The organism is Corynebacterium variabile (assembly GCF_006539825.1).
GTDB lineage: Bacteria > Actinomycetota > Actinomycetes > Mycobacteriales > Mycobacteriaceae > Corynebacterium > Corynebacterium variabile.
The window spans coordinates 276,862-294,169 of the sequence record NZ_BJNT01000004.1 but is presented as its reverse complement, the minus strand read 5'-3'; the positions used below and the strand labels follow the sequence as shown (position 1 = coordinate 294,169).

The 17,308-nt window shown below is 68.5% G+C and carries 12 protein-coding genes; 8 read left to right on the top strand and 4 right to left on the bottom strand.

From position 1 onward, the window contains the following. Positions 1-48: 48 nt before the first annotated feature. The 3 genes from CVA01_RS03040 to CVA01_RS03030 form a co-directional block, all read right to left on the bottom strand. Entirely contained in the window at positions 49-1,080 is a 1,032-nt protein-coding gene (locus tag CVA01_RS03040) for an aspartate-semialdehyde dehydrogenase (RefSeq protein WP_141328502.1), read from the bottom strand. A 22-nt stretch (positions 1,081-1,102) separates the two neighbouring features. Beyond that, positions 1,103-2,377, bottom strand: coding sequence for an aspartate kinase (locus CVA01_RS03035; RefSeq protein ID WP_141328500.1), 1,275 nt, complete (start codon positions 2,375-2,377; stop codon positions 1,103-1,105). Between the two features lie 122 nt (positions 2,378-2,499). Beyond that, positions 2,500-4,458, bottom strand: coding sequence for a siderophore-interacting protein (locus tag CVA01_RS03030; protein WP_170209672.1), 1,959 nt, complete (start codon positions 4,456-4,458; stop codon positions 2,500-2,502). A 122-nt stretch (positions 4,459-4,580) separates the two neighbouring features. Here CVA01_RS03030 and fepB (CVA01_RS03025) point away from each other — a divergent pair, with 122 nt between their 5' ends. The 3 genes from fepB (CVA01_RS03025) to CVA01_RS03015 all read left to right on the top strand — a co-directional run bounded on the left by fepB (CVA01_RS03025) (position 4,581) and on the right by CVA01_RS03015 (position 7,834). Then, positions 4,581-5,681, top strand: a complete 1,101-nt coding sequence (gene fepB / locus CVA01_RS03025; RefSeq protein WP_014010998.1) for a Fe2+-enterobactin ABC transporter substrate-binding protein — start codon at positions 4,581-4,583, stop codon at positions 5,679-5,681. Positions 5,682-5,792: 111 nt separating this feature from the next. Beyond that, positions 5,793-6,902 carry a Fe2+-enterobactin ABC transporter substrate-binding protein gene (gene fepB, locus CVA01_RS03020; RefSeq protein ID WP_141328496.1) on the top strand — a complete coding sequence of 370 codons (1,110 nt, stop codon included), beginning with the start codon at positions 5,793-5,795 and terminating at the stop codon, positions 6,900-6,902. Positions 6,903-6,976: 74 nt separating this feature from the next. Next, positions 6,977-7,834: a DMT family transporter gene (locus CVA01_RS03015; RefSeq protein WP_014011000.1), complete on the top strand. Its 858-nt coding sequence runs from the start codon at positions 6,977-6,979 to the stop codon at positions 7,832-7,834. An 8-nt stretch (positions 7,835-7,842) separates the two neighbouring features. On the opposite strand, the gene CVA01_RS03010 is transcribed toward CVA01_RS03015, so the two are convergent. Beyond that, on the bottom strand, positions 7,843-9,168 hold the full coding sequence (locus CVA01_RS03010; RefSeq protein ID WP_141328494.1) for a putative hexosyltransferase: 1,326 nt from the start codon (positions 9,166-9,168) through the stop codon (positions 7,843-7,845). A 270-nt stretch (positions 9,169-9,438) separates the two neighbouring features. On the opposite strand from CVA01_RS03010, the gene leuA reads away from it, so the two are divergent. The 5 genes from leuA (at position 9,439) to CVA01_RS02985 (ending at position 17,152) form a co-directional block, all read left to right on the top strand. Continuing rightward, positions 9,439-11,286: a 2-isopropylmalate synthase gene (gene leuA / locus CVA01_RS03005; protein ID WP_041630185.1), complete on the top strand. Its 1,848-nt coding sequence runs from the start codon at positions 9,439-9,441 to the stop codon at positions 11,284-11,286. 384 nt (positions 11,287-11,670) lie between these two features. Beyond that, entirely contained in the window at positions 11,671-13,119 is a 1,449-nt protein-coding gene (locus CVA01_RS03000) for an aspartate ammonia-lyase (protein WP_218024554.1), read from the top strand. Between the two features lie 59 nt (positions 13,120-13,178). After that, positions 13,179-15,071 carry a DNA polymerase III subunit epsilon gene (locus CVA01_RS02995; protein ID WP_141328490.1) on the top strand — a complete coding sequence of 631 codons (1,893 nt, stop codon included), beginning with the start codon at positions 13,179-13,181 and terminating at the stop codon, positions 15,069-15,071. Between the two features lie 13 nt (positions 15,072-15,084). Continuing rightward, complete coding sequence (locus CVA01_RS02990; RefSeq protein ID WP_014011005.1) at positions 15,085-16,359, top strand: Mur ligase family protein; 1,275 nt, start codon at positions 15,085-15,087, stop codon at positions 16,357-16,359. Further along, positions 16,352-17,152 (top strand): type 1 glutamine amidotransferase, encoded by an 801-nt coding sequence (locus CVA01_RS02985; protein ID WP_141328488.1) that lies wholly within the window; start codon positions 16,352-16,354, stop codon positions 17,150-17,152. The genes CVA01_RS02990 and CVA01_RS02985 overlap by 8 nt, the downstream gene beginning before the upstream one ends. The last annotated feature ends 156 nt before the right edge of the window (positions 17,153-17,308 follow it).

Here is a 17,308-nt window from a genome sequence, read left to right as displayed (position 1 = left end):
GGTCGGGTGCTCCAGGTTGGTCTGAGGGCATCAGACTCAGATTCAGACCTATACCAGCAGCTCCGCGATCTGGATCGTGTTGAGCGCGGCGCCCTTGCGCAGGTTGTCTCCGGCGACGACGAGCACCAGGCCCTTGTTGTCGTCGACGGACTGGTCCTGGCGGATGCGTCCGACCAGGGAATCGTCCACACCGGCGGCGGCGAGCGGGGTCGGCACGTCGACGACCTTCACACCCGGCGTCCCCTCGAGGAGAGCCTTCGCTTCGTCCGGGGTGATCGACTCGGCAAACTCGGCGTGGACGGTCATGGTGTGGCCGGTGAAGACCGGGACACGCACGCAGGTACCGGCGACGCGCAGGTCAGGGATGTGGAGGATCTTGCGCGACTCATTGCGCAGCTTCTGCTCTTCGTCGGTCTCCAGGGAGCCGTCGTCGACGAGGTTGCCGGCGAAAGGCAGGGCGTTGAAGGCGATCGGGGCGACGTACGGACCGAAGTCCTCGGCGACCAGGGTGGAGCCGTCGATGGCGAGCTTCTCCAGGTTGTCCACGTTGTCGCGGACCTGCTCGGACAGTGCCTTCACGCCGGCCAGTCCGGACCCGGAGACGGCCTGGTAGCTGGAGACGTGCAGGCGGGTCACACCGGCTCTGGCGTGCAGCGCGCCGATGACCGGCATGGCGGCCATCGTGGTGCAGTTCGGGTTGGCTATGATGCCCTTGGGCACGTCCTTGGCGTCCTCCGGGTTGACCTCGGAGACGATGAGCGGGACCTCGGGGTCCTTACGCCACGCGCTGGAGTTGTCGACGACGGTCGCACCGGCCTCGGCGAAGCGGGGGGCGTGCTCACGGGAGGTGCCACCACCGGCGGAGAACAAGGCGATGTCGATGCCCTTGAGCTCCTCGGTGGGGGTCGCGGCGACGTCCTCCACGACGATCTTCTCGCCGCGGAACTCGATCTCGGAACCGGCGGAACGTGCCGAGGCGAAGAAGCGCACCTTGTCGGCGGGGAAGCTCCGCTCGACGAGGATGGAACGCATGACGCGGCCGACCTGTCCGGTCGCACCGACGACGGCGAGAGTGGTCATGGGTGATGTGCCTTTCTGGGTGTTACCGGCCGGTACCGGCGTGGACGACAGCCTCGGTCTCGCCGCCGAGCCGGAAGCGCTCGTGAAGGGCGGCGACGGCCTTGTCGAGGTCGGTGTCGCGGATGAGGACGGAGATGCGGATCTCGGAGGTCGAGATCAGCTCGATGTTGATGCCGACGTCACGCAGCGCCTCGCAGAAGTCCGCGGTGACGCCCGGGTGGGACTTCATGCCGGCGCCGACGAGGGAGACCTTGCCGATCTGGTCGTCGAAGACGATGGAGCCGAACTTCTGGTCGGCCTCCGGGCCCTGGAGACCGTTGAGCAGCTCGACGGCACGCGGGGCGTCCTCGCGCGGGCAGGTGAAGGTGATGTCGGTGAGATTGTCGTTCACGGTCGAGATGTTCTGCAGGACCATGTCGATGTTGATCTCGGCGTCCGCCAGGGTGCGGAAGACCCGCGCAGCCTCACCCGGCTTGTCGGGGATGCCGAGGACAGTGACCTTGGCCTCGGAACGGTCGTGGGCGACACCGGTCAGGACTGCTTCTTCCACAGGAATATCCTCCACAGAGCCGGACACGATGGTGCCGGTCTCATTGCTGAATGACGAACGGACGTGAATCGGGACATTGAAGGCGCGGGCGTACTCGACGCACCGCAGCATGAGGATCTTGGCGCCGACGGCGGCCATCTCGAGCATCTCCTCGAAGGAGATGTGGTCGAGCTTCTGCGCGTTCGACACGATCCGGGGGTCGGCGGTGTAGACGCCGTCGACGTCGGAGTAGATCTCGCAGACATCGGCCTTGAGCGCCGCGGCGAGCGCGACGGCGGTGGTGTCCGACCCACCGCGTCCCAGGGTGGTGATGTCCTTGGTCTCCCGGTTCACACCCTGGAAGCCGGCGACGAGGCAGATCTTGCCCTCGTCGAGGGCTTCACGGACCCTGCCCGGGGTGACGTCGACGATGCGGGCGTTGCCGTGCCGCTCCGTGGTGATGACGCCGGCCTGGGAGCCGGTGAAGGACTGTGCCTCGGCGCCGAAGGAGTTGATCGCCATGGCGACCAGCGCATTGGATATCCGCTCACCGGCGGTGAGGAGCATGTCCATCTCACGCCCCGGGGGAACCGGGTTGACCTGGTTGGCGAGGTCGAGCAACTCATCGGTGGTGTCACCCATCGCCGAACAGACGACGACGACGTCATTGCCCGCCTTCTTGGTCTCCACGATGCGCTGGGCGACCCGTCGGATGCGCTCGGCGCTCTCCAGGGATGAGCCACCGTACTTCTGGACGATCAGGGCCACAGTTGGTTACTCCGTCTACTGCTTCGGGTGTGAACTTACAGACCTCACCAGCGTACCTGACCAGGTAAGGCTGCGGAAACACGGGGGACCGCCGGCCCCTGAACGGCCCAGGCCGGACCCGTCTAGACCTTCAGTGCCACCACGGCGTGCGTCCCCCAGCCGACCGGCAGGTCGGCGACCCCGGTCAGCCCGGCGGCGGAAACCGCCCTGGACAGGTCACGCTTCGTGGGCAGCGACCGACCCTCGAGGAGCAGGCGGGTGAGGTCCTCCTCGTAGTCGTGGTCCTCGTCGCCGGACTCGGCGAGCAGCCGGGTCACCACGACCACCCGCGGTGCGATCCCGGCCGCGGACTCCAGCAGTCCGGGCACCTTTTCCGGCGCGACGAGTGCGTAGGGGTCGACGACGAGGACCGCTCCGGCGTGCACGTCCGGGGTGGCCTCCCGGTCCCACGCCACCACGGTCACCCGGTCCCGGCGCGCCTCGCCGAGCTCGGCGATGAGCCGGTCGGTACCCGCACCGGTGTCGAGGACGACGACGTACAGGTCATCGTGGTGGCGGAGCAGTTCATCGGCGTAGACCGCGGAACTGGTGCCCTCCCCGGCGCCCGCCACGGCCACCGACTTCAGGCCCTCTCCCCCGGTCAGCCGGGCGGAGAGCTGTCCGAAGCCCTGGGCCAGGGCGGGGGCGACCCACTGGGCGCGGGTGGCTTCGGCGTCCGCCAGGTTCTCGACGATGCCCGGATCCCCCGCACGCAGCTGCTCCCAGGTGGAGCCGGTGGAACCGACGGTGACGGGCGCGGCGGAGCGCAACCCCTCGGTGAGGTGCAGCCAGGACAGCGGACGCAGGGCGTCCGGACCGGTGAGCCGGGAGACCGGACCCTCGGGGTCCGAGAGTTCCTGGCCGAGCGGGGTCAAGCCCACGCCGGTGAGCGCGGCGGCGTCCCCACCGGAGAGCTCGTCGCCCTCCGGGGCGGTGAGGGTGACCAGCTTGAGGGACTCGAGGTATCGCAGGAACCGCAGGAGGACGCCGGCCTCGACGCCGACGGCGGGGGCGACGTCGGCGACCGTCGGGGTGGCAGCGGACGCAGCGGACGCAGTGGACGCAGTGGACGCGGTGGACGCAGCATCCACCGCCTCGAAGAGACCGAGCTCCGCGGCCGAACGCAGGGCCAGGCCCGGTGCGATCTCCGCCATCTCGTAGAGCTCCATGAGCGGGGAGATGCTGGAGGTGCCGGCACTACCGGCGGCCGCGCCCTCGGCGACGGCGTTGTTGCGTCGCCAGTAGCCGACGATCTCGACGTGCTCGCGCGGCACGCCCATCTTCTTGGCCAGGGTGCGGACGGTCTTCAGTCGTCCGGCCTCACCTGCGGCCCAGAGGAACGGTGTGCCTTCCGGGAGCTTCCCGCCACCGCGGACGTGGGTGAGCAGTTCCTCGGTGAAGTCGCCGCCCTCGTCGCGGACGACCCAGTGCATGTCGAGGTCGGCGGCGCAGTCGATGTCCTGGATGTCGGCGCGGGTGGGGACCTCCACCACGGCGACGACAGGGTGGCCGGCCGGGCAGTTCTCGAGGCAGCGGCCGATGGCAGGCAGGGCGGCCTCGTCACCGACGAGCAGCAGCCAGTCGGTGTGGGAGGGGTGGGCACCGCAGTTCTTCGGTCCGGCGATGAAGACCCTGTCACCGGCGGACGCCGACGCCGACCAGCCCTCGGCCAGGCCTGCACCGTGACGGGCGAAGTCGATGGCGAGCTCGCCGTACTCCCCGGCGTCCGGCGTCCAGGTACGCACGGTGTAGGTGCGGAAGAGGTCGTTGACCTGCTCGTTCCAGTCGAGTCGACCGTCACCGAGGGACTTCGGGTACGGGCGGTCCCCGGTCTCCGGATCAGGGAGGATCAACCGGACATCGTCATCGAATCCGTCGCTGACCAGGGCGGGCACCGGTTCACCGTCACGGGTGTGGGCGAGCAGGCCTGCCCCGCCGAAGGTGACGCGGCGCATGGCCGGGGTGATGTCCTCGACCCTCAGCACCTCCAGTTCGCGCAGGGAGATCGGGTAGATGTCGGTGTCGCGACTGATGCGGGGCACGGGGGTCCTTTCCACGGAACGGTTCGGGGCAAGGCTAGCATTGGCTTGCCAGGTAGTAGGACTGCATTCCCCGGCTACCGTGACTATTCCCCTGACGCCCCACCCCCAAGAGGACACTCCGCATGCTTGCTCCCTTCCGACGCCGCAGGTCCGACGCCCTGCGCGGCGCCACCGCCGTCGCCGCAGCACTCGCCCTGACCGCCGGCCTCGCCGCCTGTTCCGGTGACAGTTCCGATGATGCCGCCACGGGCGGCGGCTCCGGTGACGGCTCCTGGCCGCGCACCGTCTCCTCGCTCGCCGTGGAGAACCACCACCTGGACTGCACCGACCAGATGGACATCTCCACCTGCGCCACCGAAGACGTGGAGATCCCCGAGCAGCCGCAGCGCATCGTCTCCACCGCCGTCGGACTCACCGGCTCCCTGCTGGCCGTGGACGCCCCGGTCGTCGCCACCGGTGGTGCGACCACCGGTTCCACCGCCGACAATGACGAGGGGTTCTTCAACCAGTGGGCCGATGAGGCCCGGGACAAGGGCGTGGAGAGCCTGTGGCAGCTCAGCCCGGACCTGGAGAAGATCGTCACCGCCGATCCGGACCTCATCCTCGTCGCCGCCAACGGCCAGGACACGGCCGTCCCCGGCCTGGAGAAGATCCAGGCCATCGGCGTGCCGGTCGTCGTGCTGGACTACGTGAACATGGACTGGAAGGACCTCACCACCGAGATCGGTGAGATGACCGGGCGGGAGGCGGACGCCGCAGCCCGCATCGAGGAGTACGACGAGCGCGTCTCCGAGGTGAAGGCGAGTATCGAGGATCCGGAGCAGCCGGTGAGCCTCGTGCTGCCGAGTGCCGACAAGTCGGGCAACGCCAACTACATGACGGCGGAATCGCCGCAGGGACGGGTCGCAGCGGACCTCGGCTGGGAACTCACCGTGCCCGGCGACGATGTCGCCCGCACCGACGGGCCCTTCGCCGGACGCACGGATGTCAGGCAGGTCACCGCGGAGAACCAGGACAAGGCCTTCACCGGCCACACTGTGCTGGCCGTGGACTCGGGCATCGGTGAGGATCCGGCGGAGTACCTGAAGAACATGCCGATTCTGGCCGACACCTATGCGGTGCAGAATGACCGGATCTTCGCCATGCCGCCGGAGCTGTTCCGGATGGACTACTACTCGGCGATGGCGATGCTCAACCGGATCGACGAACTCTTCGTGAAGTGACACCCCGTCGTTAAACAGTGTGAACTGAGGCAAGGTTTGGTTTACTATGTCGGGGTGGGTGTCCGGACCACGGACGCCGCTGACCAAGAGTTTTCGAGAGAAGGATCTTCCATGTCCTCACGCGCACTGTTCCGCCGGTCCCGCGCCGTCGCCGCTGTGGCCGCCGCCACCGCCCTCACCCTCGGCCTCGCCGCATGCTCCGACGACGACGACGATTCGGACACCGGCACCTCGGCCTCCGCCTCCGCCGACGGATCGGACTCCGACTCTGATTCCGGGGACTCCGAGGACGCTGACCAGGGCACCTGGCCCCGTACCGTCGACTCGCTCGTGATCGACAACGGCCAGCCGACCGGCGACACCGAAGAGGTCGAGATCCCTGCCAAGCCGGAGAAGATCGTCTCGACCTCCGTCACCCTGACCGGCACACTGCTGGCCGTGGACGCCCCGGTCATCGCCTCCGGCGGCGCCAAGGCCGGCCCCACCTCGGACGACAAGGGATTCTTCAGCCAGTGGGCCGAGGAGGCCGACGAGCAGGGCGTGAAGGCACTCTGGCAGCTCGAGCCTGACCTGCAGAAGGTCGCCGCCGAGGACCCAGACCTCATCATCGTCTCCGCCAAGGGCGCGGACACCGCCGCCGAGCAGATCGACGAACTGAAGAAGATCGGCGTGCCGGTCGTCGTCCTCGACTACTCCGACAAGACCTGGGGCGAGATCACCACCGAGGTCGGCGAGATCACCGGTCACGAGTCCGAAGCCGCCGACGCCATCCAGTCCTACGAGGACCGTGTCGCCGAGGTCAAGGAGAACATCGGCGACGTCGAGCAGCCGGTCAACGTCGTGCTGCCTGCCAAGGAAGGCAATCTCAACTTCATGACCGCCGAGTCCGCCCAGGGCCAGATCATCAAGGATCTGGGCTGGGAACTCTCCGTCCCCGGTGACGACGTCGCCCGCACCGACGGCGACTACGCCGGCCGCACCGACGTCCGCCAGGTCACCGGCGAGAATGCCGACAAGGCTCTGGTCGGCAAGACCGTTCTCGGCATCAACGTCGACGGCACCGAGCCGGTCATCGACAAGCTCAAGGCCATCCCGACCCTCGCCAACGCGGACGCGATCAAGAACGACCGCGTCTTCGAACTCGGTGCCTCCGCCTTCCGCATCGACTACTTCTCCGCCATGGAGATCCTCGACCAGATCGAGGAGTACTTCGCGAAGTAGTCCCCGGGCGAAGTAGTCCCCGGGCACGGGCCGTTTCACCGTCGCGACGTGAACTCGGATAGCCTGATGCCACGATGATGCACAGCAACGCCCTCGCTGTCGTCTTCGCCCTTCTCTCTGCACTCACCATCGCCTGGGGCACGGTCCTCAGGCACCAGATCGCGGAGCAGACCTCCGGCGACCCCGACGACGCCCACGGCTCCCCACTGCTCGCCGCTGTCATGCGGCCGAAGTGGTGGGGAGGAGTTCTGTGTGCCCTCGCAGGCTACGGCCTGCAGATCGTCGCCCTCGGCTTCGGCACCCTGCTGGTCGTCCAGCCGATCCTCGTGCTGTCGCTGATGTTCACCCTGCCGCTGTCGGCGAAGTTCGACGGCCGCCGCGTCTCGAAATCCGAGATGTCCTGGGCGGGCCTGCTGACCATTGCGGTGGGCGTCCTCGTGATCTGGGGCAAACCGCTGCCCGGCCGGTCGATCCCCGAGCTGGACGCCTGGATCATCGCCCTGGCCGTCGGTCTGGTGGCCATCGTCGCGATGTGCTGGTTCGCCGGTCACCGGCCCGCCAACGAGCGCGCCCTGCTGCTCGGTCTGGTCACCGGCATCATCATGGGCTACCTCGCCGTCCTGTCGAAGTCCGTCGTCGCGATCTTCACCGACGACGGGTTCCACGGCCTGATCACCTCCTGGGAGGGCTACGGGCTGCTGGCGTGCGCGGCGATCGGCACCGGCGTCCAGCAACTGAGTTTCAACGCGGGGGCGTTGAAGAACTCCCTGCCCGCGATGACCATCGGTGAGCCGATCGTCGCCTTCGTGCTGGGCTATACGCTGCTCGCGGAGAAGTTCCAGGTCCAAGGGCTCGGCTGGATCGCGATGGGCGTCGCCCTGCTGGTGATGGTGGCCAGCACCGTCGTCCTGTCGCGCAAGAGTGTGGACTGAGCCGGCGCCTATATCGCGTAGGCGAAGTCGACCAGCATCTCGGCGGAGACCCAGAACCCCACCACACACCAGGCTATACCGACGACCACCGGAATCCCCGCCAGCCACGGCCGGTCCACCAACCACGTGCGCAGCCGGGCAAGTGCCCGGACCACCAGCGGCAGCAGCAGGAAGAGCACCGGGAGCAGCAGCAGCCGGGGGCGGGAGTGCATGATGCCGTCAGAACCGAGCGTCATACCGGCCACCGCCACCGCGGGCAGCCACAACTGCCAGGGCATCCGGCCGGTCACCAGCGGCCACAGGGACGCCACGCACAGCACCGCCACGAGGATCATCGACCAGGTGGAGATCGCGTAGCCGGGCATGGTGCCGTCCGTCGTCCCGCCCGCACCGACGGTCGTGGTGAGGTCCAGGGACGTGGAGGTGATCCAGTTCCAGGTCGCCTGACCGAGGTCGAAGCCGGAATGCCAACCACGTTCCTGCGCCTCGAAGTAGCCCCCGATCTCCGCGGTGCGGCCGTTGGCCCAGAGGATGTATCCGGCGATCCCGAGGACGCCGATGACCGGCGCGGCGCAGGCCCGCAGGACGCGGCCGGCGTCCTGCCGCGTGCGCCACCAGCGCCACAGCTCCACTGCCGCAGCCACCGCCAACGTCAGTACCAGCACCACCGCGGTGATCCGCGTCAGCCCGGCGAAGAGGACGAGGACGCCGGCCGTGAGATAGCGGCGCCGCAGCAGCATCACCACCGCCCACACCGCGAGCGCCGTGTACAGGGACTCCGAGTACGGCATCACGTACACCACCGACATCGGCGCCCCGAGTGCGAGGACACCGACCGCCAGGGTGAGGACCGCCGCCGTCACCGGGGAGGCGGGAACCCCGGGGTCACCACCGCGGCCCCGCGGCCAGAGATGGTCTACGGCCAACCTCCCCAGCCCCCAGACCATGACCACGGCCGACACCACCGACACGACGGCAGCGGCGGCCACGGTGATCTCGGCCCCGGTCAGGGCACGGACCGGCGCGGCGAGAGCCCGCACCAGCCAGGGGTATCCGGGGAAGAAGGCCACGGACTGCCACTCGATGGGATCACCACCGGGCGTCCCGGCGTCCCCCATGGCGAAGCCCGAGTACCCGTGACGGGAGATGAGCATCATCCACCGGGCGTCCCACTGCATCATCACCTCGGTGAGGGTCATGCCGTTGTGCGAGCCCCTGATCTGCATCACCAGCAGCTGGACGGAGTGCATCAGCACGGTGGTGACCAGGGCGACGACCGGCACGACCGGGAACCGGCGGTGCCGCTGCGGGAGCGGTGGACTCTGGGTGGACATCGCCCACGACGTTAGCGGGGGTGTGGCACCGCGTCCGCGTTCCCCCCGGATGCGGTGGGGACTATGGGCCGGGTCACACTTCCTGACGACTGTCGGTTACACTTGCCGACGTGAACACGTTCCGCGGTCAGCTTCTCCTTCTTAGCCGCGGCGGGGTCAGGGCATAAACCGACCGGCTCCCCGTCGCGGAGTTGAGTCGTGCCGGTCGGTGTTGAGAGACTTTCCACCGAAGACGCACCACCAGCGTCGAACCTGCAACAGGAGCACACCATGACCCCCAGCGATTCCTTCATCTCCGCCCCCGCCCGGATCGACACCCCCGCAGGTGAGATCCCGGCCGGGCAGCCCGCCTGGAACAGGCAGCGCCCGTCCCAGATGCCGGTGCACCGCTACCAACCGCACTTCACCGAGGTCGAAACCTTCCAGCTGCCGGACCGCACCTGGCCGGACAAGGTCATCGACAAGGCACCGCAGTGGTGCGCTGTCGACCTGCGTGACGGCAACCAGGCCCTGATCGACCCGATGAGCCCGGAGCGCAAGCGCCGGATGTTCGAGCTGCTGGTCAAGATGGGCTACAAGGAGATCGAGGTCGGTTTCCCCTCCGCCTCCCAGACGGACTTCGACTTCGTCCGCGAGATCATCGAGAAGAACATGATCCCCGACGACGTCACCATCCAGGTCCTGGTCCAGGCGCGTGAGCACCTGATCCGCCGGACCTTCGAGGCCTGCGAGGGCGCGAAGAACGTCATCGTGCACTTCTACAACTCCACCTCCATCCTGCAGCGCAAGGTGGTCTTCCGTAAGGACAAGGCCGCCATCAAGCAGCTGGCGACGGACGCCGCGCACCTGATCAAGGAGATCGCGGTCGACTACCCGGACACCAACTGGCGCTGGGAGTACTCCCCGGAGTCCTACACCGGCACCGAGGTCGAGTACGCCAAGGAGGTCTGTGACGAGGTCATCGAGATCATGGACCCGACCCCGGACAACCCCATGATCATCAACCTGCCGTCCACGGTCGAGATGATCACCCCGAACGTCTACGCCGACACCATCGAGTGGATGCACCGCAACATCTCCCGCCGCGACTCGGTGCTGCTGTCCCTGCACCCGCACAACGACCGCGGCACCGGCGTCGCCACCGCTGAGCTGGGCTACATGGCCGGCGCGGACCGCATCGAGGGCTGCCTGTTCGGCAACGGTGAGCGCACCGGCAACGTCGACCTGGTCACCCTGGGCCTGAACATGTTCACCCAGGGTGTGGACCCCCAGATCGACTTCTCCGACATCGAGGAGATCCGCCGCACGGTGGAGTACTGCAACCAGCTGGAGGTCCACGAGCGTGCTCCGTACGGCGGCGACCTCGTCTTCACCGCCTTCTCCGGCTCCCACCAGGACGCCATCAACAAGGGCATGGACTACATGGCCGACGAGGCGCACCCGGGTGCCCACGCCAACGAGATCAGCGACGAGGAGTTCGCCAAGATCATCTGGGAGGTCCCCTACCTGCCCATCGACCCGAAGGACATCGGCCGCAGCTACGAGGCCGTCATCCGCGTGAACTCGCAGTCCGGCAAGGGCGGCGTCGCGTACATCATGAAGACCGACCACGGTCTGGACATGCCGCGCCCGATGCAGGTCGAGTTCTCCGCCGTCGTCCAGGCGGTCACCGACGCCGAGGGCGGCGAGGTCAACTCCAAGGCGATGTGGGACATCTTCTCCGGGGAGTACCTGGACCGCGTCTCCCCGCTGGAGCAGATCTCCGTGACCGTCGACGGCCCCCAGACCGAGGGCTCGGAGACCAAGGTCACCGCCGAGATCGAGTGGAACGGCGAGCACAAGACCATCCAGGGACGCGGCAACGGTCCGCTGGCCGCCTACGCCCAGGCGCTGGAGTCGCTCGGTGTGGACTTCGAGGTGCAGGAGTACACCCAGCACGCCCGGACCGCCGGTGACGACGCCGAGGCCGCCGCCTACACCCTGGCAGAGGTCAACGGACAGAAGGTGTGGGGTGTCGGTATCGCCGGCTCCATCACCTACGCCTCGCTGAAGGCGATGACCTCCGCGGTCAACCGCGCCTACGCCAACGAGGCCTCCGTCCTGGCCGGCGGCGTGTAGGTCGCAGCGCTTTCGCAGTGCACAGGGATGCACGGTCCCACCAGGGACCGTGCATCCCTTTTTGTCGTGCCTGTTGTCATGCCTGGCTGAGGCACCTCCCTGCTGGGACTCACCTGCACCGTGCCGTCGCCTCACCGCCATCGGGTCAGGTCCAGCGCCATCCGGTTGTGTCGGTTTTCCGATGAGATCGTCACAACCGGATGGCGCCACATTCAACCGGATGGCGCGAGGGCACGTGGAACTGCCCCTGATCTCCACCCGAATGCTGCCGGTGTGTTAAATGACGCCGCAGCGGTGGCGAGGTCTGCCCACAGGGAGTTTACTTTCCTTCATTGCAACGTCATGACAGTGAACATCAACACCCATCCAGGTAAGGACCCCGCCATGGACACCACCACAACCTCGGCACCGGACACGACACACGCCACCCGCACGGAGTCCGACCTGCTCGGACCTGTCGAGATCCCCACCGACCTCTACTACGGCGCCCACACCGCCCGCGCCCTGGCAAACTTCCCCTTGACAGACACCACTGTCGGCAGCGTCCCCGCGCTGGTCAAGGCACTCGCCGTCCTCAAGGAGGCCGCTGCGGTCGTCAACGCCCGGCACGCACTCATCGACGCCACCGCCCAGACCTCGATCATCGCCGCCTGCCGGAGGATCCGCTCCGGACGCCTCGACGACCGGATGTCCACACTGTTCCCGTTAAGCATGATCCAGGGCGGTGCCGGTACCTCGACGAACATGAACGCCAACGAGGTCATCGCCAACCTCGCGCTGGAACACCTCGGGATGGACAAGGGCCGGTACGACGTCGTCGACCCGCACAATGACGTGAACTGTTCCCAGTCCACCAATGACGTCTACCCTTCGGCACTGAAGATCGCCCTGCTCGAGCACACCTCACACACCGTCACGGCACTGCGAGCCCTCGCGAGGTCCTGGCGGGCCAGGGCGGTGGAGGTCCACGACGTCCTCAAACTGGGCCGCACCCAGCTGCAGGACGCCGTCCCCATGACCCTCGGACGCGAGTTCGCGGCCTTCGCCGCCATGGCGGAGGAGGATGCGAGGGCACTGGACCACGCCGCGGACGGGTTACGGGAGCTGAACATCGGCGGCACGGCCATCGGAACCGGACTCAACGCCCCGGCCGGGTACACCGCCGAGATGATCGCCGAACTCAACGACCTCACCGGACTGGACCTGCGCCGGGCCCCTGACCTCGTGGCGGCAACCGCAGACGTCGGGGCATTCGTCGACCTGTCCGCAGCTCTGAAACGGGCCGCCCTGCACACCTCCAAGGTCTGCCATGACCTGCGACTGCTTTCCAGTGGCCCCCGGTCCGGGATCGGCGACATCGTCCTGCCCGCGGTACAGGCCGGATCCTCGATCATGCCCGGGAAGGTCAACCCGGTGATCCCCGAGACCGTCAACCAGGTCGCCTTCGAGATCGTCGGCTTCGACATGACCGTATCCATGGCCGCGGACAACGGCCAGCTGCAGCTCAACGCCTTTGAGCCGGTGATCGCCCATGTGCTCTTCCAGGGGCTCGACCATTTCACCCGGGTACTGGACACCCTCCGGCTGCGGTGCGTCGACGGGATCACCTGTGACGCGACCCGTGTGGCGAAGCTGCGGGAGGACGTCTGGTCCTCCGCGTCCCTGGCCACGGCCCTGTCCCCGTGGATCGGGTACCAGCAGGCGACCACGGTCGCCTGGGAGTCCCAGCGCTCCGGGCGCACGGTGGTCGACATCGTCCGCACGGCCGGGACAATGACCGGGGCGGAGCTGGACACCGCCCTGTCCACGACCCGGCTGACCACGGGCACCTAGTTTCGGCGTACGGCCGCGGTACTTCGCCGAAGGACGAGACCGGACGGTACGATGGCTCCATGACTTCCACGGGCCCGGACAACGACAGCGCCGGGACTTCCGGGACCACCGGGGATTCCGGGGCGACCGGTGCCCCGACCGGCGGACGCTCCCGGCGTCGGCGTCGCCGCCAAGTGCACCGCCGCGCCGCGCCGCCGTCACCGGACATGCGACGCGCCACCAGGAGCACGCAGGACGCCGCCCCTCCCGCAGACTCCCCTGACGCAGGCACGGACTCCACCGCCGTGGCCGCCACCAGGCCGACCCGCGTCCCGAAGACCTTCCACGGGGAGATCCCCGACGCCGAGACCGCGCCCTTCGTCGCACTCACCGTCGCGGCATCGGGCATCCACCCCACGACCTCACGTCTGGTCGCCGTCGCCGCCGTGCTCTACGACGCCGAGGGCCACCCCGTCAGCTTCACCGGCAACCGCCCGGCCTGCAGCGACGGCAGCGATCTCACCGGTGGCACCAGCACAGCCGCCGATGCCGACCCGACCGAGCTCACGGGCGTCGTCCAGCAGATCAACCCCGGCGAGGACCCCGGCCCGTGGCACCTCCACGGCTACACCGAGGCCGACCTCGGCCAGGCCCCGGGTTTCGCGACCGTCGCCCCGCTCCTGTTCAGCCTGCTCGACGGCCGCACCGTCATCTGCCACGACACCACCATGACCTGGGGTTTCATCATCCAGGAATACCGTCGTGCCCAGCGGGCCGCCAACCGTTCGGCGCCGCAGGGCGGCAACCGCGGCCGTCGACGCAACACGCGGCGTCCCCGCAAGATCGCCGTGCCGGTCCCCGAGCGCATCGTCGACACGATGACCACCGCCCGCCGCCAGTCGGTGCCGGTCATCGACCCGCGGCTGCGCAGCATCGCCGCCCACTACCGCGACGCCGAGGGCCTGGAACTGGCCGCCGACACCCTCCCCGACCTCGGGGCCGTCGCCTCCGAGGCACGCACCGCCACCGGTGCCGATGAACTGCTCCTCGCCGATGCGCGCATCCTCCTCCCGCTGCACCTGGTGCAGGAGGACCTGGCGGATGCGGGACGCGGCATCATCCAGTCCGCGCTGCCCGCCGACCTCACCGCCGACCGGTTCGGTCTGCAGCGCTCCACCATCCGGGTGGACGCCACCACGACCCCCCGTCCTTTCGCCAACCCCGGAGTCCCCGGCGACGACGGACGGCTGACCGAGGGCATGGAGTTCGTGGTCAGCCCCGATGTCGCAACCGACCCGGACGAGATCATCTCCGCGGGTCTGCGCGCCGGACTGGTCTACAGCGAGAAGCTGAACCGGACCTCCAGCCTCGTGGTGTGCAACGCCAACCATGAGCTGCGAGGCAAGGCGATGCACGCGCACCGCAAGAACATCCCCCTGTTCACCGACACCGGGTTCTTCGACGCCCTCGAGGACGTGGAGACCGGGACGGCGTCCACCGGGGAACCGGAGACGCGTCCGGCCACACCCCGCATCCCCGCCCCGCAGCGCGGTGGGCAGGGGCGCCCGCGCAAGAAGCAGGGTGGACGCCAGGGCGCGAAGCAGGACGCGAAACAGGGCGGACGCCAGGGATCACCACAGTCGAACCGCCGGACCCCGATCCGCCAGCCGCAGCAGCATGGCGAGGACGGCGGCACTGACGGTGGGAACGGTGCATCCTCCTCGTCCTCCGGCTCCGGGTCCACCGGTTCCTCGGGGAACCGGAACCGCAACCGCAACCGGCGTCGGTCCTCCGGCAACTCCGGCGGACAGCAGAAGCAGGGCCAGCAGAAGCAGGGCCAGGCGAAGCAGGGTTCCGGCGGGAACTCCGGGTCCGGATCGAACCGGTCCGGCGCACGGCGTCGCCGTCGTTCCGGGGCGAACCGCCGACAGAACCAGTCCAACCAGTCCAACCAGTCCAACCAGTCCAAGTAGATAAGGTGATCTGATGGGTCTGCGCACCTCACTCGCCGTCCGCGCCGCCGACCTGGCGACCTGGGCGTCCCGCAAGGCCGGCCGTGGCAACGGCGGCATGATCGGCGGTCTCGTCGCCGACTTCATCGACCCGAAGCTGATGGAACAGCTCGGGCAGGGGCGTCCCTGCGCGATCGTCACCGGCACGAACGGCAAGTCCACGACCACCCGGATGCTCGCCGAGGCCGTCCGCGGCATCGGCACCGTGTGCACCAACGACGGCGGCGACAACATGGACGCCGGCGTCATCTCCGCTCTCCTCGCCGGCCGCGACGCCCAGCGCATCGTCCTCGAGGTCGATGAGCTGCACGTCCCGCACATCGCCACGAAGCTGAACTGCGATGTCCTCGTGCTGCTGAACCTGTCCCGTGACCAGCTCGACCGCGTCGGCGAGATCAACAAGATCGAACGGGTCCTGCGCGAGTACGTCAGTGCGAACCCCGATCTCACCGTGGTCGCGAACTGCGACGACGTGCAGGTCACCTCGGTCGCCTGGGACTGCCCGAACGTGGTGTGGGTCTCCGCCGGTGTCGGTTTCACGGGCGACTCGACGAGCTGCCCGCGCACCGGTGGCGCGATCGTGCGCACCGAGAAGGCCGACGGATCCCCCGACTGGTTCGCGGTGAAGCCGCTGGCCGACGGGTCCGAGTTCCGGCGTCCCACCCCGACCGTGACGGTCGACCCGTCCGGCTTGCACACCCCGGAGGGTGACCGCGACCTGAACCTCACCCTGCCGGGCAACGCGAACCGCGGTAACGCGGCGCAGGCCGTCACCGCTGCCGTGGCCCTCGGCGTCCCCGAGCAGGACGCCGTCGCCGCCGCCGAGCGGGTCGACAACGTCGCCGGACGCTACGCCACCGTGAACTTCGAGGGACGCGAGGTGCACCTGCTGCTGGCGAAGAACCCGGCCGGTTGGCAGGAGGCCCTGTCGATGGTGGACCGCACCGCCGACGGTCTGGTCATCTCGGTCAACGGTCAGGTCGCCGACGGTCAGGACCTGTCCTGGCTGTGGGACGTGGTCTTCGAGAACTTCGAGGGGATGAAGGTCGTCTCCTCCGGTGAGCGCTCCGCCGACCTGGCGGTGCGTCTCGGATACGCCGGGGTGGAGCATGACACGGTGCCGGACATGCTGAACGCCCTGCGTGCCTGCCCGACCGGCCGGGTCGAGGTGCTCGCGAACTACACCGCCTTCCGTGACCTGAACAAGGCCCTGCAGAACACCGCGAAGAAGGAGCAGCAGAATGGCTGAGCTGACTATCGGACTGGTCCTGCCGGACGTACTCGGCACCTACGGCGACGACGGTAACGCCCTGGTCCTGCGGCAGCGGGCCCGGATGCGCGGCATCGACGCCGAGATCCACCGCATCACGCTCGGGGACGCCGTGCCCGAGGGCCTCGACGTCTACACCGTCGGTGGCGGTGAGGACGTCGCCCAGATCCTCGCAGCCGAGCACCTCATCGCCGACGGCGGCATGACCCGCGCCGTGAACGCGGGACGCCCTGTCCTGGCGATCTGTGCCGGTCTGCAGGTCTTCGGCCGGAGTTTCCGGGCCTCCGACCGGATGGTCGACGGGCTGGGACTGATCGACGCGACAACCTCGTCGCTGCAGACACGCATGATCGGTGAACTGAAGTCGGTGCCGGCGAAGCAGGGTATGCGCGCCGCGGGGATGGAGGAGCTCACCGAGCCACTCACCGGGTTCGCGAACCACCAGGGTGCGACGATCCTCGGTCCGGACGCGCGGCCGCTGGGTCATGTCACCCACGGCACCGGCAACACGGACGCCCACGGTGCGCTGACCGCCGGACTCACCCCGGAGACCGCGAAGGTCGAGGTCTACCACGAGGGGGCGGTGCAGGGCTCCGTCATCGCCACGTACATGCACGGCCCGGTGCTGGCCCGCAACCCGCAGCTGGCGGACCTGCTGCTGGCCAAGGCGACGGGTGTCGCTCTCGCTGACCTGCCGCCGATGACCGGGGTCTTCGCCGAGCAGCTGGTCGGTGAGGTCGCCACGCTGCGGGCGGAGCGGATGCGGGCGTAGGTTCCTTCCCCACCCCGGTCGTCGGCCCCGGCCGCCCGCTTCGGTCGCCTGCGCCGAGGGCGTCGTCGACAGTGCCCGCTGTGTACACGATCATGACGGATCCGGCCCGCTGAGTGTCTCAGCGGGGCGGATCCGTCACAGTTATGTAGGGGGACG

Bases quoted from the DNA above. Each gene is read 5' to 3' on its own strand.
- fepB (WP_014010998.1), top strand. From the start codon at position 4,581: ATGCTTGCTCCCTTCCGACGCCGCAGGTCCGACGCCCTGCGCGGCGCC.
- CVA01_RS02990 (WP_014011005.1), top strand. From the start codon at position 15,085: ATGGGTCTGCGCACCTCACTCGCCGTCCGCGCCGCCGACCTGGCGACC.
- CVA01_RS02985 (WP_141328488.1), top strand. From the start codon at position 16,352: ATGGCTGAGCTGACTATCGGACTGGTCCTGCCGGACGTACTCGGCACC.
- CVA01_RS03010 (WP_141328494.1), bottom strand. From the start codon at position 9,168: ATGTCCACCCAGAGTCCACCGCTCCCGCAGCGGCACCGCCGGTTCCCG.
- CVA01_RS03000 (WP_218024554.1), top strand. From the start codon at position 11,671: ATGGACACCACCACAACCTCGGCACCGGACACGACACACGCCACCCGC.
- CVA01_RS03015 (WP_014011000.1), top strand. From the start codon at position 6,977: ATGATGCACAGCAACGCCCTCGCTGTCGTCTTCGCCCTTCTCTCTGCA.
- leuA (WP_041630185.1), top strand. From the start codon at position 9,439: ATGACCCCCAGCGATTCCTTCATCTCCGCCCCCGCCCGGATCGACACC.
- CVA01_RS03040 (WP_141328502.1), bottom strand. From the start codon at position 1,080: ATGACCACTCTCGCCGTCGTCGGTGCGACCGGACAGGTCGGCCGCGTC.
- CVA01_RS02995 (WP_141328490.1), top strand. From the start codon at position 13,179: ATGACTTCCACGGGCCCGGACAACGACAGCGCCGGGACTTCCGGGACC.
- fepB (WP_141328496.1), top strand. From the start codon at position 5,793: ATGTCCTCACGCGCACTGTTCCGCCGGTCCCGCGCCGTCGCCGCTGTG.